This window comes from Microcoleus sp. FACHB-672, from assembly GCF_014695725.1.
Classification (GTDB): Bacteria; Cyanobacteriota; Cyanobacteriia; order Cyanobacteriales; family Oscillatoriaceae; genus FACHB-68.
This window is the reverse complement of the sequence record NZ_JACJOU010000030.1, coordinates 24,288-48,129: the sequence shown is the minus strand read 5'-3', so window position 1 is coordinate 48,129 and position 23,842 is coordinate 24,288. Positions and strand designations below refer to the sequence as shown.

Annotated in this window: 23 protein-coding genes; 10 read left to right on the top strand and 13 right to left on the bottom strand. The window is 45.7% G+C overall.

From position 1 onward, the window contains the following. Window positions 1-67: 67 nt before the first annotated feature. Entirely contained in the window at window positions 68-814 is a 747-nt protein-coding gene (locus tag H6F56_RS22035; RefSeq protein WP_190672858.1) for a YARHG domain-containing protein, read from the bottom strand. 102 nt (window positions 815-916) lie between these two features. Then, window positions 917-1,780 carry an isocitrate lyase/PEP mutase family protein gene (locus tag H6F56_RS22030; RefSeq protein WP_190672855.1) on the bottom strand — a complete coding sequence of 288 codons (864 nt, stop codon included), beginning with the start codon at window positions 1,778-1,780 and terminating at the stop codon, window positions 917-919. Between the two features lie 564 nt (window positions 1,781-2,344). Here H6F56_RS22030 and H6F56_RS22025 point away from each other — a divergent pair. Beyond that, window positions 2,345-2,989, top strand: coding sequence for a metallophosphoesterase family protein (locus tag H6F56_RS22025; protein ID WP_190672850.1), 645 nt, complete (start codon window positions 2,345-2,347; stop codon window positions 2,987-2,989). Between the two features lie 368 nt (window positions 2,990-3,357). Here the strand turns inward: H6F56_RS22025 and H6F56_RS22020 are convergent, their stop codons facing one another. Both H6F56_RS22020 and H6F56_RS22015 read right to left on the bottom strand, forming a co-directional pair. After that, a complete protein-coding gene (locus H6F56_RS22020) occupies window positions 3,358-3,519 on the bottom strand; it encodes a hypothetical protein (RefSeq protein WP_190672847.1) in 162 nt (53 codons plus the stop codon). Window positions 3,520-3,557: 38 nt separating this feature from the next. Further along, window positions 3,558-3,845, bottom strand: coding sequence for a hypothetical protein (locus H6F56_RS22015; RefSeq protein WP_190672843.1), 288 nt, complete (start codon window positions 3,843-3,845; stop codon window positions 3,558-3,560). Window positions 3,846-4,388: 543 nt separating this feature from the next. On the opposite strand from H6F56_RS22015, the gene H6F56_RS22010 reads away from it, so the two are divergent. Together H6F56_RS22010 and H6F56_RS22005 are read left to right on the top strand one after the other, a co-directional pair. Next, window positions 4,389-5,027 carry a hypothetical protein gene (locus H6F56_RS22010; protein WP_190672840.1) on the top strand — a complete coding sequence of 213 codons (639 nt, stop codon included), beginning with the start codon at window positions 4,389-4,391 and terminating at the stop codon, window positions 5,025-5,027. Window positions 5,028-5,116: 89 nt separating this feature from the next. Beyond that, window positions 5,117-6,028, top strand: a complete 912-nt coding sequence (locus H6F56_RS22005) for a pentapeptide repeat-containing protein (RefSeq protein WP_190672837.1) — start codon at window positions 5,117-5,119, stop codon at window positions 6,026-6,028. Here the strand turns inward: H6F56_RS22005 and H6F56_RS22000 are convergent. The 6 genes from H6F56_RS22000 to H6F56_RS21975 all read right to left on the bottom strand — a co-directional run bounded on the left by H6F56_RS22000 (window position 6,025) and on the right by H6F56_RS21975 (window position 11,708). Continuing rightward, window positions 6,025-6,999, bottom strand: coding sequence for a TIGR03885 family FMN-dependent LLM class oxidoreductase (locus tag H6F56_RS22000; protein ID WP_190672834.1), 975 nt, complete (start codon window positions 6,997-6,999; stop codon window positions 6,025-6,027). The two genes, H6F56_RS22005 and H6F56_RS22000, sit on opposite strands and share 4 nt — an antisense overlap. Window positions 7,000-7,076: 77 nt before the next feature. Then, a complete protein-coding gene (locus tag H6F56_RS21995) occupies window positions 7,077-7,616 on the bottom strand; it encodes a hypothetical protein (RefSeq protein ID WP_190672832.1) in 540 nt (179 codons plus the stop codon). 480 nt (window positions 7,617-8,096) lie between these two features. After that, window positions 8,097-9,683 (bottom strand): HEPN domain-containing protein, encoded by a 1,587-nt coding sequence (locus H6F56_RS21990; protein ID WP_190672829.1) that lies wholly within the window; start codon window positions 9,681-9,683, stop codon window positions 8,097-8,099. Window positions 9,684-10,196: 513 nt separating this feature from the next. After that, on the bottom strand, window positions 10,197-10,400 hold the full coding sequence (locus H6F56_RS21985; RefSeq protein WP_190672826.1) for a hypothetical protein: 204 nt from the start codon (window positions 10,398-10,400) through the stop codon (window positions 10,197-10,199). Between the two features lie 35 nt (window positions 10,401-10,435). Then, window positions 10,436-11,527 carry a redox-regulated ATPase YchF gene (ychF, locus tag H6F56_RS21980; protein WP_190672822.1) on the bottom strand — a complete coding sequence of 364 codons (1,092 nt, stop codon included), beginning with the start codon at window positions 11,525-11,527 and terminating at the stop codon, window positions 10,436-10,438. A 40-nt stretch (window positions 11,528-11,567) separates the two neighbouring features. Beyond that, window positions 11,568-11,708: a hypothetical protein gene (locus H6F56_RS21975; RefSeq protein WP_190672818.1), complete on the bottom strand. Its 141-nt coding sequence runs from the start codon at window positions 11,706-11,708 to the stop codon at window positions 11,568-11,570. A 133-nt stretch (window positions 11,709-11,841) separates the two neighbouring features. On the opposite strand from H6F56_RS21975, the gene H6F56_RS21970 reads away from it, so the two are divergent. From H6F56_RS21970 to H6F56_RS21960, 3 genes are all read left to right on the top strand, one after another. Beyond that, window positions 11,842-13,311 (top strand): aminotransferase class I/II-fold pyridoxal phosphate-dependent enzyme, encoded by a 1,470-nt coding sequence (locus H6F56_RS21970; protein ID WP_190672815.1) that lies wholly within the window; start codon window positions 11,842-11,844, stop codon window positions 13,309-13,311. A 79-nt stretch (window positions 13,312-13,390) separates the two neighbouring features. After that, complete coding sequence (gene cbiT / locus H6F56_RS21965; RefSeq protein ID WP_190672812.1) at window positions 13,391-13,984, top strand: precorrin-6Y C5,15-methyltransferase subunit CbiT; 594 nt, start codon at window positions 13,391-13,393, stop codon at window positions 13,982-13,984. A gap of 327 nt (window positions 13,985-14,311) precedes the next feature. After that, window positions 14,312-15,181 carry a phosphatidate cytidylyltransferase gene (locus H6F56_RS21960; RefSeq protein ID WP_190672809.1) on the top strand — a complete coding sequence of 290 codons (870 nt, stop codon included), beginning with the start codon at window positions 14,312-14,314 and terminating at the stop codon, window positions 15,179-15,181. A 131-nt stretch (window positions 15,182-15,312) separates the two neighbouring features. Here the strand turns inward: H6F56_RS21960 and H6F56_RS21955 are convergent, their stop codons facing one another. Then, window positions 15,313-16,059 (bottom strand): DUF2993 domain-containing protein, encoded by a 747-nt coding sequence (locus H6F56_RS21955; protein ID WP_190672805.1) that lies wholly within the window; start codon window positions 16,057-16,059, stop codon window positions 15,313-15,315. Between the two features lie 1,114 nt (window positions 16,060-17,173). On the opposite strand from H6F56_RS21955, the gene H6F56_RS21950 reads away from it, so the two are divergent. Next, the gene (locus H6F56_RS21950; protein ID WP_190672802.1) at window positions 17,174-17,968 is read left to right on the top strand and encodes a pseudouridine synthase; all 795 of its coding nucleotides are present in this window, start codon (window positions 17,174-17,176) and stop codon (window positions 17,966-17,968) included. Next, window positions 17,965-18,762, top strand: a complete 798-nt coding sequence (locus tag H6F56_RS21945; protein WP_190672799.1) for a helix-turn-helix domain-containing protein — start codon at window positions 17,965-17,967, stop codon at window positions 18,760-18,762. Before H6F56_RS21950 ends, H6F56_RS21945 begins: the two co-directional genes overlap by 4 nt. Window positions 18,763-18,890: 128 nt before the next feature. On the opposite strand, the gene malQ (H6F56_RS21940) is transcribed toward H6F56_RS21945, so the two are convergent. Both malQ (H6F56_RS21940) and malQ (H6F56_RS21935) read right to left on the bottom strand, forming a co-directional pair. Beyond that, complete coding sequence (gene malQ, locus H6F56_RS21940; protein ID WP_190672796.1) at window positions 18,891-20,402, bottom strand: 4-alpha-glucanotransferase; 1,512 nt, start codon at window positions 20,400-20,402, stop codon at window positions 18,891-18,893. Window positions 20,403-20,495: 93 nt separating this feature from the next. Continuing rightward, window positions 20,496-21,980, bottom strand: coding sequence for a 4-alpha-glucanotransferase (gene malQ / locus H6F56_RS21935; RefSeq protein ID WP_190672793.1), 1,485 nt, complete (start codon window positions 21,978-21,980; stop codon window positions 20,496-20,498). Between the two features lie 93 nt (window positions 21,981-22,073). Between malQ (H6F56_RS21935) and H6F56_RS21930 the strand changes: the two genes are divergently transcribed. Both H6F56_RS21930 and H6F56_RS21925 read left to right on the top strand, forming a co-directional pair. Further along, on the top strand, window positions 22,074-22,508 hold the full coding sequence (locus H6F56_RS21930; protein ID WP_190672790.1) for an NUDIX domain-containing protein: 435 nt from the start codon (window positions 22,074-22,076) through the stop codon (window positions 22,506-22,508). Window positions 22,509-22,770: 262 nt separating this feature from the next. After that, window positions 22,771-23,805, top strand: a complete 1,035-nt coding sequence (locus H6F56_RS21925) for a phosphate/phosphite/phosphonate ABC transporter substrate-binding protein (protein WP_190672787.1) — start codon at window positions 22,771-22,773, stop codon at window positions 23,803-23,805. The last annotated feature ends 37 nt before the right edge of the window (window positions 23,806-23,842 follow it).

Below are 23,842 nucleotides of genomic sequence, written 5' to 3'. Positions count from 1 at the left end.
TCTGGAGTTGATGGTTTAATTAAACTAGCACTTCAATTAATGAATCTCGAACATCTCAAAAATTGGTTTACACATTGCTGCTACTGTACCTCATAGACTTCGAATTTGCTGTATATTTTTCTACTGCATTCAGCAAATTGTTTAATCGAGCGCCAAACTCATGAGTTCGATAAATTGGGCGATACCATTGTTGTTTCGTAAAGATTGCTTTAGCGAGCGGATGGCAAAATATCAGTCCTTTACGGGCGTAAATTGAAGTTTTCATCACATACCGCTTGACCCAATCTGCATCGATTAAATCTTTTTCTGTAACTTGCCGCTGAGAAAGCCAAGGATATTCAGCTTCTTTGACTGATGTAGCAAGATAATCTGTCCATTGAGAGTTATAGACGATAGTTTGTCCGCGCAAAACATCGTAAGGTCTAACAAACTCTTCATCATAGTATAAATTGGTATAGTTGGCTACTCCACCTGCGCCGGTTAACATAATTTCAGCCCTTATCCCATCTCCTAAACAGATAGTAGTTCGGTGGCCGCCCGTTATAATCGATTCTACAAAAATGATTTCAACCGGCGCTGGATATCCAAAGATATATTCAAATAACAACTTAGGCGGCAATTCTGGAGCCACTTCAATTCTTTGGGCTTTTCCATTGACAAATGCGATCCTAAACTCTCCATCCGCTGGAAAGTCTGGAAAGAATTTTTGCAAGCCTTTTATAGGATAATTGACCATGACTTCGCGATCAACCAATGGCTTACCAAAATATCCTTCTATCGTTCCAAACGATTGATTGAGTACATAACGTCCCATAGTTTTTTTGAACTCCAAACGATAGATTTATGAAATTTGGGGAATTGGAAACCTGTTTTACTATTGCACCAGCACGATATAATGCCGGTGCAATCAAAATGTTTAAACTTTAAACTGTTGCTCCAATTGACGATATTTTGGCACGCCAATAATTTGCTCAAATTCTTGAAAATTCACTAAATCCTCGAAGCCGGCAGTGGTCCCATGTTCTTTTAAATGGCGGAAACAATTCGCCATTGCTTTTGTTGCAGCAAACAAGCCGGCAAGCGGAAACACTACAATTTTATAGCCTAATAGTTGCAATTCTTGAGCGGTGAGTAGGGGTGTTCTTCCCCCTTCTATCATATTGGCAAATAGCGGCACATCGGGAAAAGCCGATGCAATTGCTTTTAAATCTTCAATTGACTGCGGCGCTTCTATAAAAATGATATCTGCGCCGGCTTCATAATAAGCGCGTCCTCTGCGAATGGCTTCTTCTAATCCTAATGGTGCGCGGGCATCAGTCCGACCAATAATGACTAAGCCGCTATCGCCTCTCGCATGAACGGCAGCTTTAATTTTTTCGACGTGTTCTTCGGCAGAAATTACTCTTTTTCCTTCCATGTGACCGCATTTTTTCGGCCATTCTTGGTCTTCTAAAAGGATGCCGGCGACTCCCAATTGTACGATATCGGTAACAGTGCGGATGACGTTGAGGGGGTTGCCATAGCCGGTGTCGATATCTGCAACGAGAGGGATGCTAATTGACTGTGCAATGCGTCCGACGCTGTAGAGCATTTCAGTGCCGGTGAGCAAGCCGTAATCTGGGCGACCAAGGGTTGAGCCGGCGATTCCGAAACCACTGGTAAATACGACCTCAAAGCCGAGTTGTTCGACCATCTGAGCGCCAATACAATCATAAATTCCTGGGAGTGTAAGAATACCAGGTTGTTCAAGAATTTGATGCAGTTTTTGGGCTTGAGACATGAAGACTTAGATAGAGTAATTTAAAGATAAATTTAGTATTTTTATCGCCATAATTGTTAAAAGTTTGTATAATTTTAACAAATAGTAAGAAAAAGTAGTTGAATCACCCATACAGCAAGTGAGAGAGTGCGCTGGACAACCGCAGATCTGGAATTATTTCCAGATAACGGAAATCGCTACGAGATTATTGATGGAGAGTTATTTGTGACAAGAGCGCCGCACTGGAACCACCAAAAAAACTTGTGGTAGAATTTTTGCTTCCCTGGATGCTTGGTCGCTATCTACAGGTTTAGGGCAAGCGGCGACACACCAGGAAATTATTTTTTCGGATGCTGATAATGTTATCCCTGATGTTGTTTGACCTAGCCATGAAAGATTAGTTGTTTTGTTAGATGAAGCGAAACAATTTGGAGAATATACGGAAAGTTTCTGGCCATCGGTATTTATGGGATAGTTACAGAGCAAGTTTCTGCTTTTTGTTCGATAAAAGTTCACTAGATGGAATTTTTTTTGGTCTAAGAAATAGTTAGGCGCTTTACCTAAAAATCAAGAGATAAGAGATATATGAGAACAGCAATAATATCAGACATACATGGTAATTATGATGGATTAATAACTGTGTTGAATGACATTGATAGAAATAATTGCGATAGAATTATTTGCTTAGGAGATATTGTAGAGGGTGGTGATAGAGATGAGGAGGCTGTCAATGAAATTAGGAGTAGAAGTATACAATGCGTGAAGGGCAATCATGATGAATTTAATAACTTAAAGTTAACTTCAGACATAAATAACTATCTATTAAGCCTGCCAGAAGAGATTATTGAAGAGGATGTTATTTATACACATATATCACCCAGATTCAAGAAAATAAAGATTGATAGTGACATAGAAGCATGGAATGTATTTGATGAAACAAATTATCGAATAACATTTATTGGCCATATCCATTATCCCCTTGTTTTTGGCAAAAATAATGATGATCCTTTCTACGCGAAAAACTATCAATTTATTTACAATCAAATATTTGCCTTGAATTCTGATGATAAATATATAATTTGTGTGGGTGCAGTGGGCTATGGTAGAGATAGGATTGGTAAAATAAGATATTGTATTTATAATGATTTTGATAACTCTATTGAATTAAGAGCTATTGATGGGCCTTTACTTTCCCTTGATTGGATGAGACTTGACTTTCTAAGGGGGTGACATGAAGGCTAAAATGTAGATTAATTTAACTCCATAGGCCTCAAAATCAAGGAACTGCAAATCAAGGCTGTAACATTATTTTGTTTTTCACCTTCAATTTCTCCTATCTGATTTCAAACATCGTGAGGATGAGAAGTCTGGAAGAAAAACTGGAGTTTTTAGGGTTCGCAAATAACTGAATGTTGCTATAGCATTTCTAATTGAGTTGTGAAAAAGCTGGATATTTTTTAAAATTGGGAAAGTTAAAAATTTGCTTCTCTAAAAAGAAGTGAAATAAGTGTTTCACAGCTGAAAAGCTTTTGCAAAAAGGATAAAATGGCCTTGATAAGTTTTTTCTTTGGAGCCAAAGGGTTTCTACTGGATTAGATTCAGGCGCGTAAGGGGCCAATCGAGTACAGCTCACAAGCCATTGTTCTCAAGCTAATCACTTGATTCGTTTCCTCTAAGAACTTTTGCATTTCTGTACCTTGATGATAGGCGGCACCATCCCAAATTAATAAAATTCTTTGTCCGGGATGTTGAGAGTGCAATCGTTGAACGAATTCAACCGTATTTTTCTATTTCCACTTTAAAACTCCATCAAAGTGAATTCTTTAGGCCAATAATTTAAAGCTCCATAGTAAGTTTGTCTTTCTCGTTGATTAACTATTGGAATTTCTACACGAGTTTGAGTAGGCCCCCATACCATGCCACAAACATTACCCCAAACTAAGTGGTACTCGTCCAGAATATAGACGATTAGGGCCTCCGATTCAATTAAATGCCGCAGTTTTTCTAAGAGTTCGGCAATTTCTTTATTCTTTTTTTTACTATTTCTGGGTCTTTTCTCGAGTTGATGCTCTGCGCTTTCTGCCAAGTTATTTTAGCTTCTTTCAACAAGCTATAGTAGCTTTGATAAGATTTAAACTCAACTCCTTTTGCTGATGAACTGCAACTCCTACTTTGATTTGCCCCTCAATCTCTGCCCCATTATCAGCGAAGCATAAGGGCTATTTCCCTTTTGCAGTCTGTTTTTTAGCTTCCTTGTCGCCTCTTCAGGGGTTTATCAACCTAACCTTGCTCAGCTAACTTGCTAAGTCAGTCGCCTAAAGGGTTGCCGGTTTTGAGACTGTAGAAGGTAATATCTAATATCCCTTGATATGGCACTTTTTGAAGCGCAAGTAAAAACGGAGGTTGAGCCTCAGAAGCGAAATTCATTTGGCAGCAACTGAGGTGCTTAAACTCATTATTTCTATCCCATCGCTCTACTCGAATCTGGTGAAGAACTTAGCCTATAGCAGATAGCGTTGACAGTCGTATGCGCCCTTTGTATGGGTTTTTAAGATTTTTGCAATACCTCTAAGGTAAACTCAGATGTTGCACTTTGAATCGGGGTTCCCCCTGTACGGAGATTTAGAGCTTGGGCATAGAACTTCGCAGTTATGTATTTTTAGACAGCTTGCAGCCTCAGCACGCGGCTTATATGGGAACCGTTGCGCTGGGTTTCCTACCATTGCCCGGTGACACTTCCTTGTGGATTGAAATCTCACCCGGCATTGAAATTAACCGCATTACCGATATTGCACTGAAAGCCACCTCGGTACGTCCTGGGGTGCAGGTTGTCGAACGACTTTATGGGCTTTTAGAAATTCATTCCAGCCGGCAAGGCGACACCCGAACTGCCGGTAAAGCCATTCTGGACGCTTTGGGAGTCAGTGCAAGGGACTGCCTGAAACCCCGGATCGTTTCCAGTCAAATTATCCGTAACATTGATGCTCACCAAACCCAACTGATTAACCGCACTAGACGGGGACAGATGATTTTAGCAGGGCAAACACTTTATGTCTTAGAAGTGCAACCGGCTGCCTACGCCGCCCTAGCTGCGAATGAAGCAGAAAAAGCTGCTTTGATTAATATCTTGGAAATTCAAGCGGTGGGCAGCTTTGGACGCCTCTACTTGGGCGGAGAAGAACGGGATATTATGGCCGGCTCTCAAGCAGCGGTGGCAGCGATTGAAAATGTGGTTGGGCGGGAAAATCCTGTCGGTGGAAACGAATAACCAACCTCTCAGGTCAGCGTAAATTTTGGTATCACGCCTTGTTACAGTCTTTGTTGGCACTGCTGGATTTGAAGCAAAGGAAACTTTAGATGGCAAACCTAGAGCATCTCGCACGTCTGCAGAAAGGTGCAGTGAGATGGATTGAGTGGAAAACGGAAAACCCAGACTTAGAACCGGACTTGAGCGAAGCAAATCTCAGCAACGCTAATCTCAGAGGTGCCAACCTGCGCGGCGTTAACTTCAGAGGCGCTGATCTATGCAAAACCAAACTTATTGCAGCGGATCTGTGCCATGCTAACCTAACCACTGCGAATCTCTACGAAGCTGAACTCATTGATGCTTATTTGATTGAAGCAAACCTCAGCATTGCTAACCTGATCAAAGCGAATTTGACGCGAGCCGATCTCACGAATGCTAACCTGGTGGGAGCCGATCTCACGAATGCTAACCTGGTGGGAGCCGATCTCACGAATGCTAACCTGATCGCAACGAACCTCAGAGAGGCAAACCTCAGCAGCGCCGATCTCAGTGATGCTCAGCTTAACAGAACCAATCTCAGCAGCGCTAAGTTGATTGCAGCGAACCTCAGCCATGCAAACCTTAGCAATGCCAACCTTCACGAAGCGGAACTGATTAACGCCCATCTTTACAAAGCTGACCTGCAAAAAGCAAATCTCATTGAGGCGCATCTCAGTAGCGCTTACATCTTTGGGGCTAATTTGAGTTTGGCCGATCTTTACAAGGCTGATTTCAGATGGACAAATTTAAGCAAAGCCAATCTGGCTGGGGCTGATTTAAGAGGGGCTAACCTCAGAGGCGCTAACCTCAGCAAAGCCAATCTGGCTGGGGCTGATTTAAGAGGGGCTAACCTCAGAGGCGTTAACCTCAGCAAAGCAAATCTTGAGGAAGCCAATCTGATTGAGGCTAACCTGGAACAGGCTAATCTGAGCAATGCAAAGCTTCACAGGACACTCATGCCGGATGGGGCAATTCACCCTTAAATTGCAGAACTTTGTGCCAGCACCGGCAGCACTTTTTCCCCAAAAACTTCAATAAATTGCTGCTGATCCCGGTTAACATTGTGCAGAATTAACTCGCTAAATCCCAGTTCCAAATCTTTCTGAAGCCAGTCAATATGCTGCTGGGGATCTGCGGAGATTCTGACGTGTTCATTCAGTTCTTCTGGCTGCACAAACTGGCCGGCAGCATCAAACTGTGCCGGTGTCCGCAGTTCTGTCATCAAGATATTTTCAAAAATGTTATTGCGCCACTGTTTGTGTGCTTCTGTCCTTGCTGTCGCCTCATCTTGGGCGTAAGAAAGCTGTACCTTCAGGTACATGGGTTTGCCCTCTCCGCCGCCTCGGTGAAAGGCTTCTACAACTTGCCGCAGCTTTTCCGGTGGGCGAGACGTGGTAATCAGCCCATCTGCAAAACTGCCGAACCACTCAGCCGTCTGGGGGGTAACGGCTGCGCCAATGATGCGCGGTGGCGTCTGGGGGCGAGTGTAAAGCTTTGCTTCTTCAACGCAAACTCGCCCATGATGGGTTACCGTTTCGCCGGCCCATAAAGCGCGAATGATTTCAATACATTCTTTAAGACGGGCGTTGCGCTCAGCTTTAGCCGGCCATACCGTGCCGGTGATTTGTTCATTCAGCGCCTGACCACTACCGAGGGCCACCCAAAAGCGATCCGGGAACATCTCAGCCAGGGTTGCCGCAGCTTGGGCGATAATGGCTGGGTGATAGCGCTGTCCAGGAGCACAAACAACCCCAAAAGAGAGGGATGTTGCCTGCATTGCCGCACCCAGCCAAGACCAAGCAAACCCGCTTTCTCCTTGTTGCTCACTCCAGGGGTGGAAATGGTCGGAGGATAAAGCAGCAGTGAAGCCGGCTTGCTGAGCCATTTGCGCCCACTCTAGCAGAGCGCTGGGTTTAAACTGTTCGTGAGAAGCGTGATATCCAAACTTTGCCATGTTTAAGCCCATGAATTAAGAACAATTTGGGTAAGGATTTAGCAGTGTTTTTTACCTTACAAACTTCCTTTATCTATTTAGGTTGTTGTGTAAGTTTCCCACTGCTGAATCCCTTGATTATTCAGAATCGATTCAGCATGCGTGAGTTCGTCTTCATTGCCATTTAGGATGACTAAATAATCACCTTTAGCCAAATGTTCGTCATAAATTCTGGCTTGCTCTTTTGAGATGCCGTTGCCAATTGCTGCGCCGATAATGCCACCGGCTGCTGTGCCATAATAGCCGCCGGCAAACAAACCGCCTAGGGCGACTTTAGAGCCGGCAACTGCGACTGCACCCAAGCCAGGAATCGCTAGGGTACTCAGTCCCACTAATAAGCCACCGAGACTGCCCAAAGCGCCGACGGTGAGGGCACCTTTTGCCAGACCCCCGACGGTTTTATCACGAACGAATTCACTCTCAGAACGGGTGAGTTCATCCTCTGGATTGCAATCACGCACTACAACAGACACTTTATCCATCGGGTAATCAGAATTTTTCAACTCGGTGAGAGCCGATTCTACTTCTTGCCGGCTGGAAAATGCCCCAATGCCGCATTTAGGTAAACCCAAACTCATGTTTCTCTCCTCCTGTTATCAAAACGAGCGGTTACATCGGCAAACTGTTTAGTAATGATTGCATTTGCTATCTGTTTGATTTGAGCTTCGTTGGTTCCTTCCAGCAAAAAATTAAAAATTAGCGCTCTCTTCCCTTCATTTTTAATGTTTAGTTGCTTCCGGACACCTATCCAACACAAATCACTAGAGTGAATTAAGCAAACACAACAACTAACGCTCTTGCGAACGATGTAAATCCTCTTTGCCGATACGATATCAAGCTTTTGAAAGCGCTTCACTCTCCCAAAGGAAACATTTTTGGCTTAGGCAAGCGCTTAAATTAGGTAGATTGATAACAGGATTTAAATAAATTGTTAAGCCTAAATGTGGAGCCGAGGAAATATCTGTCTGAAGTCTACCCAAAGTCTACCGATGCAATCTTGTGTGCAGATTTAAGCGGCGAAGACTAATATACCAAGTTGAATCCAGCAATATGGTTAATCAATTTGAGGATGGCCGCCACTCCTTTTGATACACTCTGTTTCTCTCCACAAGAATTTTGATAGAGTCATCAGGGATGTTTAGTTCTCTTAGCAAACAGATTTGTAGAATCACGGTTAAAGTATGAAAAAGTTGGACTAACTCTTGACCTTTTCCTGCTTTCTTTCGTTTTTCCTTGTCATGATGTGTTAGCGCATTGCGAGTTTCAGAGGCTTTACGAGCAAACAATCCTCTAGCTTCTAGGCTTCCTATAAAATTAGGTGGTAATAAACAGAAAATCTCACTTAGAATTTCTTTTAGTCGGGTTTCCAAAGTAAACCGCGTTTGAGATTTCAGTTTTCCTTTCAGAGCATTCCTAAACTCATCGCTAATTCCATTTTCGTTATCAACGCTTTCACTTGGAAAATCTTTCAATACCTCTAGAAATTTCTTATAAAGTCCCTTTTCATAAACCTTCTTGTCTTGATATATACCTTCATATTTGCTTGTGTGATAAGCTTCTAAAGCTTGAATTATATTTATAAGCCCATAATGTAAGTAAAGACTGGGAGTATACATTGTAGTCATTAACAAGTCAAAAACAGATTCATACGTCTCCCTTTTCTTAATCCACGTCTCAAAAACCTCGCCCAAACTGTTTTCTACATCACTAAATAGAAACAGCATCTCATTGGGGGATAGCTTCGTCTCAGAATTCTTCTCAGAATTCCATAAGCCAAACATTATGATGACTTGAGTTTCCCGTAACTCTTCTTTTAATGTAATACTTCCATTGGCTTGCTCTATAGGCTTTGTCTGAATAACATCTGTTTTTCCAGTAACAGAGATTACTGAAGTTGGTTTTGTCATGGCAAAGCTTAATAAGTCACGAAAGCTTATCAATAAATTAATACACTCATCTAAGGGTTGATTCCCAGGATTTTGTATAGTTAGATACGTTTTTTGCTCAATATTTGCCTTGTAATAGGTTGCGCCCAAATAAAAATCAAATGGATTAACATTTATTGGAGAAAAAGTAATATTTAAATCTAAACTGCCAATCTTCGTCAAGTGAATATTTGACGGTGGCTGATAACTTATCCATATTTTATTTTCCTCTTCTAAAATGACAGCCTGTATACCAGATTTACCAATCCACTGCTCTAGGTGAGAGTATTGGACGGAAATAGATTTTAATTTTATATTTTGTTCATCTTGAAAATGAATTTTTCTGAAAATACACGCAATATTGAATAAAAGATTTGGTCTGTTTTTTACAAATTCAAAGCTTTTCATTCGCCCAGAGCATCTATATAGGGTAATTTCCTCATTGTTATCAAGTAACCCTAGAATAATAATTTCTTCAGGCTTAATAAAGTCAATTCTTACCCGTGAGGTTAGATTGAAATTCTCTTCAATGGAAACAAAATCACTTGGTAGCTCAATGCCTTCTACTTGACCTATCTCTTCAAACTGTGAACTATAAAACGAGCCAATCAATTCTAATTTTGCTCCACTTACAGGTGAAAAACTTAGTTTTCCAGGAACTACTACTTCTGGATTATTAGGAAGCCACCACTTCCCTAAACTGACAAATTCTTCAAGCATTTGCGTTCTATGTTTATTTAGCTTTGCACTGTTTATACTATGAAATTTTTCTCTAGGACGATGAGCGCCCCATAATTACCCCGAAATTACGTCCCCTTGATAACCTTGCGCCAGTTTAAATTTGATCACCAACAGTTTAGCTTCCGATTATGCCACTGCCAAGGGCTAAGCGGCATAATATTCTTTTTAGACTAAAAAGTTTCCGCATATTACCCTAAATCGGCTGGATATGCAGAAACTTTCCCTATCGTAGGCTAAACAAATGATGTATTTTTAGCTCAAATGCTGATGGAATCGCGCCCAAAAAAGCTTTTAGATTAAGCGCGAGATACAATTCGGCTCAAGTATTACGCTGCTCGCACCGAAGAAACCTATGTGCAGTTTTCCAGCCCTAATTTGTGCCGATACCCAAAACAAAAGACGCTTTCTTAAATAAAAATCAAGAAAGCGTCAGCAATTTTATGACATCTATCAGAAGATAGATTATTTCATCTTTTCTTAAGCACGCCGCTCCTATTCAGGAAAATCGGGATAAACCCATTGTGGGGGTGCTGACATTTTTTTCATTCGCGCTGCTTCAGCAATCTCCAGCATTTTATCCAGCGAAGTGCTGCTGATAAAATCTGATGTGGCTGCTGCATATTCTTTATTGGGGCATTCATCCCCTAGAACGCAGCCATTCACGCAAGCTACAGCACAGTCTACTTTGTTTTCCACCCTAACCTCCCAAGTCTAGTTTGAGTTTAGTGTTTCTATACATTGAACCGGAATAACATCACATCCCCTTCCTGCACCACATACTCTTTCCCTTCGCTGCGAACTAAGCCTTTTTCTTTCGCAGCAGTCATTGAGCCGGTGGTTACTAAATCATTATAAGCAACCGTTTCTGCCCGAATAAACCCCCGCTCAAAATCCGAGTGAATAACTCCCGCCGCTTGAGGCGCTAGCATTCCTGCGGTAATCGTCCAAGCGCGAGTTTCTTTCGGGCCGGTTGTCAGGAAAGTGCGTAAACCCAAGAGTTGATAAGTTGCCCGAATCAGAGACTTTAAGCCGCCTTCTTCAACACCTAGAGATTGCAGAAAATCAGCGCGTTCTTCTTCTGCTAACTCAACAAGTTCTGACTCGACTTGGGCAGAAACAACAACAACTTGGGCATTATCTTCTGTCGCGATTGCTCGCACTTTTTCTACCCATTCATTGCCCGTCGCTAAGTCCTCTTCCGAGACATTTGCTGCATAAATCACCGGCTTGCTCGTCAGTAAATTAAGTGGCTGCACCAACTCGGCTTCCTCTTCATTTAAAGTCACCTGACGAGCCGGCTTGCCTTCATTCAGGGCGGCGCTTAATTTTTCCAGTGCCCCTAATTCTATCTGCGCTTCTTTATTGGTACGAGCTTGCTTGCGAGTGCGATCAATGCGTCGCTCAACCTGCGCTAGATCTGACAAAGCAAGCTCTAGATTAATTACGTCAATATCTCGTGCTGGATCTACAGAGCCGGCAACGTGGATAATGTCATCATCATCAAAACATCGCACGACATGAATAATGGCACTCACTTCTCGGATGTGGGATAAAAACTGGTTGCCCAATCCTTCGCCCTGGCTTGCGCCCTTCACCAAGCCGGCAATATCCACAAATTCCATCCGCGTTGGCACCGTTTGCTCGGATGACGAGAGTTTAGTCAGCATTTGCAACCGCTCATCTGGCACCGCCACAACGCCTACATTCGGTTCAATTGTGCAGAAAGGAAAATTAGCGGCTTGCGCCTTGGCATTGGCCACTACAGCATTAAATAAGGTAGATTTGCCTACGTTGGGAAGTCCGACAATACCGGCTCTTAGCATCTGTGTTTGAGGGTTAGAAAATCAGCAACTAAAACCCAGTTTATACGGGTTCGGGAATGGGCTGTGGAATGGGTGCCGGCACCGGCTGCGGAATGGGAGTTGGCACCGGCTGCGGAATGGGTGCCGGCACTGGATCAGGCACCGGGGTTGGCTCTGGCGTGGGGAAAGGTGGCTGAGGCATTGGATTAGGAAAAGGATTGATCATAACGATTTCAAGAACTCATCTTTCTCAAAGTAGACGGAAATTGAGTGTTAGTACATCTTCCTAAATAGCGAATGTGAGTGGGAAGAAAAGTTGCCTTATAATTTGCCTCATGTCAAAAGACTCTCAAGCCACTACGCCGCTTCTTTCCGCCCTGCAAACCTGTGCCGGCAAGCCTGACGCTCCCTTTTACGCACCTGGGCACAAACGGGGACAAGGAACGCCCCAGCGACTGACAGATTTGCTGGGGTTGCCGGTGTTTCAAGCGGATTTGCCGGAACTGCCAGAACTCGATAATTTGTTTGCCCCAGAAGGCGTGATCGCAGAAGCACAGCAACTCGCCACAGCGGCTTTTGGCGCTGCACAAACTTGGTTTCTTGTCAATGGTTCGACTGCCGGCATCATCGCATCCATCTTGGCGACTTGTGGTGTCGGCGACAAAATTATTCTGCCTCGAAACGCCCACCGCTCTGCCATTTCAGGACTGATTCTCTCCGGCGCGATCCCCATTTTTGTCAACCCTGAATATGACCCGGCTTGGGATCTCGCCCACAGCATCACACCGGCATCTGTTGCCGACGCCTTAGCAGCGCATCCAGACGCCAAAGCAGTGATGATGCTTTACCCGACTTACCAAGGTGTTTGTGGTGATTTGCCGGCAATCGCAGAGCTGGCGCACCAGCATGGTATCCCCCTTTTGGTAGACGAAGCTCACGGCCCTCATTTTGCCTTTCACCCCGACTTGCCAAGCTCTGCATTGTCTGCCGGTGCCGACTTAACCGTGCAATCAATTCACAAAGTTTTGGCAGCCATGACTCAAGCATCCATGCTTCACGTACAGGGCAACCGCATTAACCGGCATCGGCTGGCTCAAGCCTTGCAATTGGTGCAGTCCACCAGCCCTAGCTATTTACTGCTTGCGTCTCTAGATGCGGCGCGGCAACAAATGGCTACAGAAGGTAAGCCACTCTTAACCCAGACATTGCAGCTAGCACAGGAGGCAAGAGTGCGAATCGCCCAGATTTCCGGACTGTCCGTTTTAGAAGCACCGGCAGCCAATCAAGCCGGTTTTCTCGCCCTCGATCCCACACGCCTCACAGTCAGCGTTGCCGGTTTGGGGATCACCGGCTACCAAGCCGATGAAATTCTCCATCAACAACTGGGTGTCACTGCCGAATTGCCCAGCCTGCGCCAACTAACCTTTATCATCAGCATGGGTAACACTGCGGCAGATATCGAACGTCTAGTGCAAGCCTTCACCACCTTGCCTGATTACGCAACAGAAAATAAAGCCACACTCTCCCCCACTCTATCCCTCTCAGCACTCAGCACTCAGCACTCAGCACTCTCTCCGCGTGATGCCTTTTTTGCCCAAACAGAAACGCTGCCGGTGGAGCAAACCTGCTCTCGTATCAGTGCTGAGAGCGTTTGTCCCTATCCTCCCGGCATTCCCGTTTTAATAGCCGGTGAAATCATTACCGCAACAGCTCTTGACTACTTGCAACAGGTGCAGCGTCATGGTGGCACAATAACAGGGTGTAGTGACCCTAACCTTAAAACGCTTAAGGTTGTGCGAGAGTAAAGACTATCCTTTGTTGCTAAGAGCTAACGGTCGGGCTTAGCAATTAGCAATTTATAATGAACAATTCGCAAAACTTTCTATGCTTTGGCCTTATATCACCCCTGGCATTCCGGATGAGCTGTTCGAGCGCTTGCCCGGAATTCCCTTAAGCAAGCGAGAAGTTCGGTTGCTGATCATCTCTCACCTGCGTTTAAAGGCAGATTCTGTGTTGTGGGATATTGGTGCCGGCACCGGCACGATCCCTGTGGAAACCGGCTTACTCTGTCCCCAAGGTCGAATTATCGCCGTCGAACGGGATGAGGAAGTCGTCAGCTTGATTCAACGTAACTGTGAGCGCTTTAGTGTCCGCAATGTAGACATTATTGAAGGCAGCGCGCCGGAGTGTCTCAAAAACCTCCCGCAAAAACCTCACCGGGTGTGCATTGAGGGAGGACGCCCGATTAAAGCGATTTTGCAAGAAGTTTGGCGCTATTTGCTGCCCCAAGGTCGAGTTGTGGTGACAGCAGCCAATCTGGAGAGTTTATATGCCATCTCAGAAAGTTTTTCTGAACTGCAAGTCCGCAATATTGAGATTGTCCAGTCTGCCGTCAACCGGCTAGAGACGCGCGGCACTCATCAGGTCTTTGCCGCTGTCAATCCTATCTTTATCCTCAGCGGTGAAAAATTGGATTGATGCCTGAGCGCCGGTTTACACTCTCCCTCTTAGCCCATCTCTTCTCCCCAAGTCCTAGCAAGGTTATTCTATCCGGCAGGTTTTTAGAACGAATCAATCAAAGTTATAGCGTTCCAGACACCGACCTAGGAAAATAGTATTAACCTTTAATTAACCTCTCTACGTGGTTTAGTGACCGGCTGCCAAAGTGCGTGCCGGCCATTTAATCAGCCTGCGTCTAGAGAATTAATTAAAAAGGGAAAATTATAAATTAGAACAGGAAGAAAAACTTTCTTTTTGTCATTTGTAATTTTTAATAAGTTGCTGTCTTCAAGAGAAAAGCGTCCTATGCCTTGGTCTCGTATCCTCAGTGGAATTGTTGCGATCGCCCTTGCTCTGGGGATGACTCTCCTAGGAGGGTGGTACTTCACCCTCGGTTTCGCTATTATTGTCTATCTGGGCCAGTTAGAATACTTCCAGCTAGTTCGAGCCAAAGGAATTGCGCCCGCCGGCAAAACGACCTTAGTCGTTAGCCAAGCTTTGTTAGTAATTTCTACCATCTCTTGTCCACTCGCTGACGCTGTCGTGCCGGTAGCGGGGACGTTTATTTGTTTCTATCTGCTGTTTCAGCCAAAATTCGCCACAATTGCTGATATTTCCGCTTCAATTTTAGGACTGTTTTATGGGGGTTATTTACCCAGTTATTGGGTGCGTTTGCGCTCATTAGACAGTGCTTCATACAGTAACCTGCCAATGGGCGGATACTGGCCAGAAACCGGCCTACATATACAAACAATGCCACAGGGATTGATCGTAACCCTGCTGGCCTTCTTTTGTATTTGGGCCGCTGATATTGGCGCTTACACTTTTGGTAAATCTTTTGGACGGACTCGCCTTTCTGAAATCAGCCCGAAAAAGACAGTTGAAGGAGCAGTCTTTGGAGTTGCCGGCAGTGTGGCGGTGGCATTAGCTGGGGCGTGGTATTTACAGTGGCCGGCTTGGGAGTGGACAGGTTTAGCACTGGGTTTGCTCATCGGGATCGCCAGTTTGCTGGGCGACTTAACCGAGTCGATGATGAAGCGTGATGCCGGCGTTAAAGATTCTGGCCAGCTAATTCCCGGACATGGTGGCATCCTAGATCGCGCTGACAGCTACGTTTTTACGGCTCCCTTAGTTTATTACTTCGTCACCCTTTTGTTGCCTCTGTTGCAAAGCTAGAGGGAGAGTGCTTAGTGCTGAGTCCTGAGTCCTGAGTTCTGATTGAGAGAGTAGGAGAGTGGAAGAGTGGGAGAGAGCTAAGGAAGAGTTCTGAGTGCTGAGTGTCTCTCCCACTCTGTTCACCCTAGTCCCTAACCCTCTTCCAGTGGGATCACCATGAGCCGGCCTCGACAAGTGAGGAGTCCGGGACTGAGGGTGAGTTCCTGAATATCAACTTCTGGGCCTAAATCGATGATGAAGCCATCCAAATTGGCCGTCGGCAATGCCTGTGAAGTCTGTAGATGGGTGCGGACAAACTGCAATTCATGACTGCTGGCTAGCTGCAAGCCGCTACGCAGGACAAAGGGCGTTGGGTTGCCGGCAGGAGACACTAACTGGGCGCGGAGGGTCAGTTGTCCGTTATCGAGGGTCATTTGAGAATTTTGCAAGCGATAGCGTGCCGGTTGAGGCGCAAGATCGTTTGTTTGTAGTAAGGGAAGTAGAAACTCGATTAAAGCGTTAGCCAGCAAGGGAGCTTGCAGGGAGGCATTGAGATCGGCTTCAGGCAGTTTCAGCTCACCGGCAACGGGGATCGGTTCTAAAAGGCGCAGGGGTTTGCCTTTGATGACTTGGCCGATGTTGATGCGAATGCCGGTGCCGGTGAGCTGAATTTCCCCGAGATGCAATCCTTGATAGACTGCACCTTTAGCGGTGATGGATACGCCAGGAATACAGCCTGAGAGGATTTGCCGGTCGCCTCCCTCAATTTTTACTTGCAGATGTTGGACTTGCTCGACTTGTGAGCGCAACCATAACCCAACTGCGGGAGATAGGACTTTACCAATCAGCCGGCTCTGTTTTTGCGTCAAGGCTTGTGGATTGGGATCTTGATTATGCATTGACAGATTGAGCGGCCTCCTGAAACATAGACTTCGATTGTACGGAATTAAAGTCTAGTTGTGCGAACGATTGTTGAAAAAAATCTGTTGAGACGTGCCGACTTGATCTTGTTGAACTCAAGTTTTAACCACAAAGAATTGAGGCAAAGTTTTGGCTAATAACGATTAGAGCATTTTACCCAATGATTACTGTCGCTTAAACTCCTGTTTGCTTTCTCAGCAATCACCTAGGTTCTGCTGAAATGTCGGCTTGTCAGGACAGTTTTCTCCCGCTTTGCTTTGCAGCCGGTTTGGGTCAGATAACTCTTTTTAAAAAAGAAGGCCAGCCGTCTAGAGAGGCCCGTTTGAGCCTTGAATGGGTTGCTGCCGGTGAAAACACTAATCTTCTCACCTTTTTTCCTTACCGAAAATTTTGAATCGCCCCTCCAATCCAGAGACATCCCTATTTTTAGAAAGGCTATCAAGTTTACTTATAATTTCTGACTCAAGCGACTGCTGATGCTATTGAAATTGTTTAAAATGATATGCAGTCTGGAGCTTTTTCCGGTATGATTCAATTACAGTCAAAAAATAACTATGTAAACTCGTAGCCTAAAAAACTGATGCTTTGCCCGGATTTTATTTCCGTCCGGACAAGTCCCAAGGTTTGAAACTTAGCGAATTGAGCTAAAAAAGACCCACTCATGTATTATTTCCGTACAAAATATTGTAGACAGCATAACCGTCACTCTTAAGATGAAGCGAGGAAAGGCGGAAAATCGCTCAGTTATCCGTGAAAATGGCCGGCTTGCCGGTTGCACGAATAGATTGACTTCTAGCTAGCCGCTCACGCTCAATCCTTAGCTCTGGTTTCTGCGGCTGCTGAGCAGTTGATAGGGTAGATACCGGCAGTCTTAGCTCTGAGCCAGAAGGTGGTAAGCACCACTTTACAGCTCACGACCTTTAGCTTAAAGTTTTTGCGCTGGGTCACAGTTTGCGGAACCTCGTGAAAACAGGGACGCCCTTGGAACCACCTGTCTTGTAATATTTGTACATAGTCTGTGCTGACCAACACGCAGATTAACCGAACGCTCAACTGATTCAAAACCTCACACCTTTACACATTTGTCTGAGCATGGAGGAACGACTGCAAAAAATTCTCTCTGAATGGGGAGTTGCCTCGCGCCGGCAAGCTGAAAAAATGATTCTAGAAGGGCGAGTGCATCTGAATGGCCAAGTGGTACGGCTGGGGCAAAAAGCCAATCCAGAGTGCGATGAAATTGAAGTGGATGGAGTCCCCCTCAAGCCGGCTTATCGTCCTCAGTCGGTGTATCTATTGCTTCACAAGCCCAAGGGAGTCGTATCTACCTGTAGCGACCCGTGGAAGCGGTCTACAGTGTTGGATTTACTGCCGGCATCACTTCGCAAAGGTCAGGGCTTGCATCCCATCGGACGCTTAGACGCTGAATCAACAGGAGCGTTGCTGCTGACTAATGACGGAGGGCTGACATTTGGCCTTACTCACCCCCGTCACGGCATTCCCAAAACCTATCAAGTCTGGGTGCAAGGTTATCCCCCTGAATCGGTTTTGGAAGCATGGCGCAAAGGCGTTATCCTATCTGGCAAAAAAACATTACCCGCCCAAGTCCGTGCCCTAGCAAAGTATCCTGGTTCTCAAACACTTTTGGAAGTAATTCTTAAAGAGGGCAGAAACCGCCAGATTAGAAGGGTCGCAGAACAGTTAGGATATCCAGTGGTTAACCTGCACCGCACGGCAATAGGACCCATTTTATTGGAACCCCCCGAAGAACCAATGTTGAAACCTGGTACTTACCGCCCTCTGAAAGATTTTGAGCTAAGGTTCTTGCAAACCCAGCTCAACCTAACATCAGTTAATGTGCCAGCAGACATTGAGGAGCACACCCTATGATGAAAAATAAGAAAAAACCTATACGCAATTTTGAGCAAGAACGCGCAGAAAAGCTTTCAGAACTGGGAGCAAAACTGCGTCAAGTCCGTGAAAACCAGGATTTGTCCCTAGAAGATGTTGCGGCTAGGACAATGATCCGGTCGGGAATGCTGCACGCAATTGAGGAAGGCAAGTTACAACACCTGCCAGAGCCGGTTTACATTCAGGGATTTATCCGGCGTTTTGCTGATGCTCTGGGGATGAATGGTGCCTTGCTGGCGAGTGATTTTCCCACGGAAACGAATCTGCGATTGTTCAAATATTCTTGGATACAATTATCCCCGCCTCAATTAAGACCGATTCATCTGTATTTGGTTTACATATTCCTAATTATGTGTTCAGTTAACGGGATGTCTTACATGATGAACCGTTCTGTAGCGCAGGTGAGCGGTTTGGACAATAAGCAGGAGTTAAAGAACCAGCCGTCTCAAGGAAACCAAGCGCCAACCGGCCAACTGGCAAAGGTAGAGAACGCTAGCTTATTGAAAACCGTCACAAATTCCAATCAGGCTGTAAGAGTTGGCCTTACTTTAAAGGCTGAATCTTGGATACAAATTGTTGCCGACGGCAAAATTGAGTTTGAGGGGGTTTTGTCGGAAGGAACGCAGCGCAGTTGGGAAGCTAAACAGCAACTGGTTGTGACTGCCGGCAACGCGGGGGGTGTGTTAGTCGCGGTTAATAACGGGCAAGCCAAGCAAATGGGCGAACCCGGAAAGGTTGAGGAAGTGACGGTTAAGGCAAATCCTCGATCTTAAGAGAGGGGAATGGGCATTGGGCATGGGCGTGAAAACTGGCAAAGTTATAGTTATCTCGCCTGTTCACCAGAAGGGAGATTAAGGACTAATCTTCAGTCTTTAATCTCCCTTGCCCTAGTCCCTAACCTCTAGTCACTTTTTTTCGGGACTCGGCCATAGGTTTCTGTTAAAGTTCTGAAGCGATCTCGCAAGTCGTCCGTTAACGCATTGTGCCAATAGCGCCACTCCCAATTTCCTTCTGCTTTGCTGGGAAAATTCATCCGGGCTTCGGTGCCTAGTCCTAAAATATCTTGTAAGGGAATTAGAGCTTGGCTAGAGACAGAACTCAAGGCTAAACGGATGAGATCCCAATGAATTCCATCGTTGCCGGTGCAGCCTAAATAACGCAACAAAGACTCTTTTTCCTGTTCAGATACTTGGCTGAACCAGCCAACGGTTGTGTCATTATCGTGGGTGCCGGTGTAAACCACGCTGTTATGCGGATATTGGAAGGGCAAATAAGGATTGTCTGCATCGCCCCCAAAAGCAAAATGCAAAACTTTCATCCCAGGAAATTCAAACTTATCTAGTAAGTCCTTCACTTCTGGTGTGATCATTCCTAAATCTTCAGCCATCACAGGAAGCTTGCCCAATTTATCATTAAGCACCGTAAAGAAAGCTTCCCCCGGCGCATCAACCCACTCCCCATTTACTGCGGTAGTTTCGCCTTGAGGCACTGCCCAGAAAGATTCAAACCCTCGGAAGTGGTCAATGCGAATAATATCCACATAATCAAGCATGAATTTGAAGCGCTGCACCCACCAATCAAAATCGTTTTGTTGCAGGTATTCCCAGTTATAAACCGGGTTACCCCAGAGTTGGCCGGTGACACTAAAATAATCCGGTGGAACGCCGGCCATTAAAGCCGGCTCACCTGTTTCTTGATTGAGGCAAAAACTTTCCGGGTGTGCCCAAACATCTGCACTGTCATGAGCAACATAAATGGGAATATCCCCAATAATTTGAATTTGGCGCTCATTCGCATAATGCTTGATCGCTGACCACTGGCGAAAGAAGACAAACTGAGTAAATTTCTGGAATAATAACTGATCGCTTAGCTGTTTTTCCCACAACTCTATGGCTTCCGGGTGGCGTTTAGAAATACCGGCATCCCAAGTGTGCCAACCATCGCCGGCGTGGGCTTCTTTGAGCGCCATGAATAAGGCATAGTCATTAAGCCAGTAAACTTTGCTCTCGCAGAATGTCCGAAATTCTTGTTGCAACTCTTCAGAAGCGTGAGCTTTAAAATTTTCACACGCTTTTTGCAGCAAGGGAATTTTGACTTGAGCAACTTTCTCAAAATCCACACGATTTTCGGGAAATTCAGGCAAATCTCTGAAATCTTCTTCGGTTAGTAACCCGTCATCCCGCAGTCGATCTGGGCTGATTAAAAGTGGATTGCCGGCGAGTGCAGAATAAGACATATAAGGAGAGTTGCCGTATCCCGTGGGACCCACCGGCAAAACTTGCCATAATGTCTGTCGGCTTTCTGCCAGAAAATCAACAAAGCGACGGGCTTCTTCTCCCAAATCGCCAATTCCAAATCTACTAGGAAAAGAAGTTGGGTGAAGCAAAATACCGCTAGATCTTGGAAAAAGCATAGTTTAGAAACTGAAGGATAAAAAACAAGAAAATAGCGAAAAGAACGAAGACAAAATCTTTGTTCAAAACTCAAAACTCAGAACTCACGACTCTTAATAAAACCGGCCATAAACTTCACTTAGGGAAAGAATGCGATGACGTAGTTCATTGGTTAATGCACCATCTGTGTATCGCCATTCCCAATTTCCCTCACCTTTACCAGGGGTATTCATCCGCCCTTCACTGCCGATTCCCAAAATATCTTGAAGCGGAGTAATTGCCCAATCCGCAACAGAATTCATAGCCGCCCGAATTAGATCCCAATGAATTTCTTCATCGTCAGTGCGACCTAAATAACGCCGGACTTCCTCTTTTTCGCGGTTTGACAGATGATTGAACCAGCCTAGAGTTGTGTCATTATCGTGAGTGCCGGTGTAAGCAACAGTGTTACGCGCGTAATTGTGGGGTAAATAAGCGTTGCCCCAGCCGGCACCAAAGGCAAAATGCAAAATCTTCATTCCCGGCATATTAAACTGATCCCGCAGCGCTTCAACTTCTGGGGTAATTGTGCCCAGATCCTCGGCAATAAAGGGTAGCCGGCCTAACTGTTCTTCGATTGACTCAAAAAAAGCGGCTCCCGGCCCTGTCATCCACTGGCCATGCAACGCAGTGGTTTCGCCGGATTTGACCGCCCAGTAGGCTTCAAAGCCCCGAAAATGGTCAATCCGAATCCAGTCTACTAATTCCAGCATTCCCTGGAAGCGCTGCACCCACCAGTGATAGTCTTTCTCTTTAAGGATGTCCCAGTTATAAATGGGATTGCCCCACAACTGGCCGGTGGCGCTAAAGTAGTCGGGTGGGACACCGGCCATGAGTGTGGTTTCGCCGGTTTTGGGATTCAAGCAAAAGTTTTGGGGGTTCGCCCAGACATCAGCGCTGTCATGGGCAACATAGATCGGAAGATCTCCGAGGATCTGGATGCGGCGATCATTGGTGTAGCGCTTGAGCAGCGCCCACTGGCGAAAGAACTCAAACTGTAGGTATTTGCGGAAGGAAATTTCGGTTTCTAGCAGCATCTTGGCGGATGCCAGGGCTTCGGGTTCACGGTTGGCAAGGGCTGGGTTCCACGCATTCCAACCTTTTCCCCGATTCATCTGCTTAATCGCCATAAACATGGCGTAGTCATCCAGCCAGTGTGCGTGATGAGCGCAGAATGCTTCAAATTCATCTTGTGGCTGCCGTTGGAAATTTTGGCAAGCTTTCCACAGCAAGTCCATTTTTACGGCGATTACTTGGTCATAATCGACTCTCTCGACGGGAAATTCTGGTACACCGGCTAAATCTTGATCGGTAAGCAAGCCATTGTCTCGCACCAGTTCTGGGCTGATCAGTAGGGGGTTGCCGGCCAGTGCGGAATAGGACATATACGGCGAATTGCCATAGCCGGTGGGACCCAAGGGTAAGACTTGCCACAACTGTTGGCCACTCTCTGCCAGAAAATCAACGAAGCGATAAGCTTCTGGGCCTAAGTCACCAATACCAAAACGTCCGGGCAAGGAGGATGGGTGTAGCAAAATCCCGCTAGCTCTGTGGGGCATATCCGCGCAAAGTCCTGATTGGGAGAGTCCTCCGTAATCTTATACTTATCTCAGTCCTGGTTACTCACTCTAGAGTCTTAAAAATTTTTGCTTGTGACTTATAAAAATCCTGTCCCTACGGTCGATATCATTATTGAGCTGATCGACCGGCCCCACCGCCCTATCATACTCATTGAACGTCGCAATCCTCCCTATGGCTGGGCGATTCCCGGCGGTTTTGTTGATGAGGGAGAGTCTGTGGAAACGGCAGCTGCACGAGAGGCTGAAGAAGAAACAGGGCTGCCGGTGCAGTTGGTGGAACAATTTCATGTATATTCTGACCCCAAGCGCGACCCACGAAAGCACACGCTTAGTATTGTGTTTATCGCGACGGCCACCGGCAATCCCCAAGCTGCTGATGATGCAAAGGATTTGGGGATTTTTGAGTCTTGGCGCGTGCCGGCAGACCTATGTTTCGATCACGATCAAATCCTGCGGGATTACTGGCACTACCGGCACTACGGCATCCGTCCTCGTCTAAATTATTAAATTTGCATAATTTATCCCAAAATTTTAAATGGAAAAGCACTGAAGCGGGACGATAGCAAGCTTCTTTTTTAGGTTGCCGATCAATTTGTTTATATAAATTAAATGTAATAACTCAAGAAGCCATCTTCATCAGGGAGCGGGGAGTAAGTATAAAGTCTATTAAAGATGAAGATTTGAAATCCTTATCAAAAGTTCAGAGATTTTTTTTATTCAAAACCTGGTAATTTAATGGAGAAGATAATTGCAAGTAATTCTCAAAATAATGTCACTTTCAAGTTTGACAAAAGAGCTATTCAGAATCGCGGGTAAACGGGTGGGACTGAATGCCGGCATCGCAGTGGTCGTGCTGGCGGGTTTAATCGGCTGTGGGCAAGAACAGTCAGCCCAAAATACCCCAGCGACGACTGAAAGCACCCCCGTTGTTAAAACAACTCAGACGACCACGACTGTCCAGACTGCGACAAAACCCCTAACTCGCCTGACGGTTGCTTTTGCAAGTCGCAAAGAATCTACAGATTTGGAGCAAAAAGCCAAGGCTGTCGGAGAGTTCCTCTCGAAAGAAGTGGGGATGCCGGTGGATACAGTGATTGGCGATGACACCGCAGCCGTTGAAGCGTTGAACGCCGATCGCGCTGATGTCGCCTTCTTGAGCAGCCGGCCCGCTTTGAAAGCCGAGGAATTAACCGGCGCGCGTATGGCCCTCGCTGAGGTGCGGAAAGATTATTCGGGTGGACACACCTATAACTCTGTATTGGTAGTGCCCGCAGATAGCCCTCTAGAGTCTAAGGCGACCGCGAAGGAAACCTTGGAACAGCTAAAAGATAAAAAAATGGCGTTTGCCTCTCGCACCTCTGGATCGGGCTTTATTATGCCCACCGGCGAGTTCGTCAACCAGGGATTTGTGGATGGCCCTGATCGCTTAGAGAATTTCTTTAGCGAAGTCACCTATGGTGATGGCTACGGCAGCGCCTTGCAAGCAGTATTGCGAGGTCAGGCTGACGTGGCTGCAGTTTCGGAATACGCCCTTAAGGCTCCTTATATTACAGAAGAGGAAGCCAAACAGTTGCGGGTTCTTCACAAGATTCCTGGTGTACCGGCGCACGGGATTGTTATAGATGATGATGTGCCGGCGGAGACCAGAGAAAAGCTCGTGAATGCAATGATGAAGTTGAACGAGCCGGCAAACAATCAAATGTTCACCGCGCTTTATAATTCAACCGAATTGGTGAAAGTCGATCATGAGACTCACCTCTCACCGATGCGCGACGCGATGAAACGGGCGGGAGTGACCCCGTAAGCTGACTGAAGAGGGGGTGAGGGATTAGTGGGTGAAA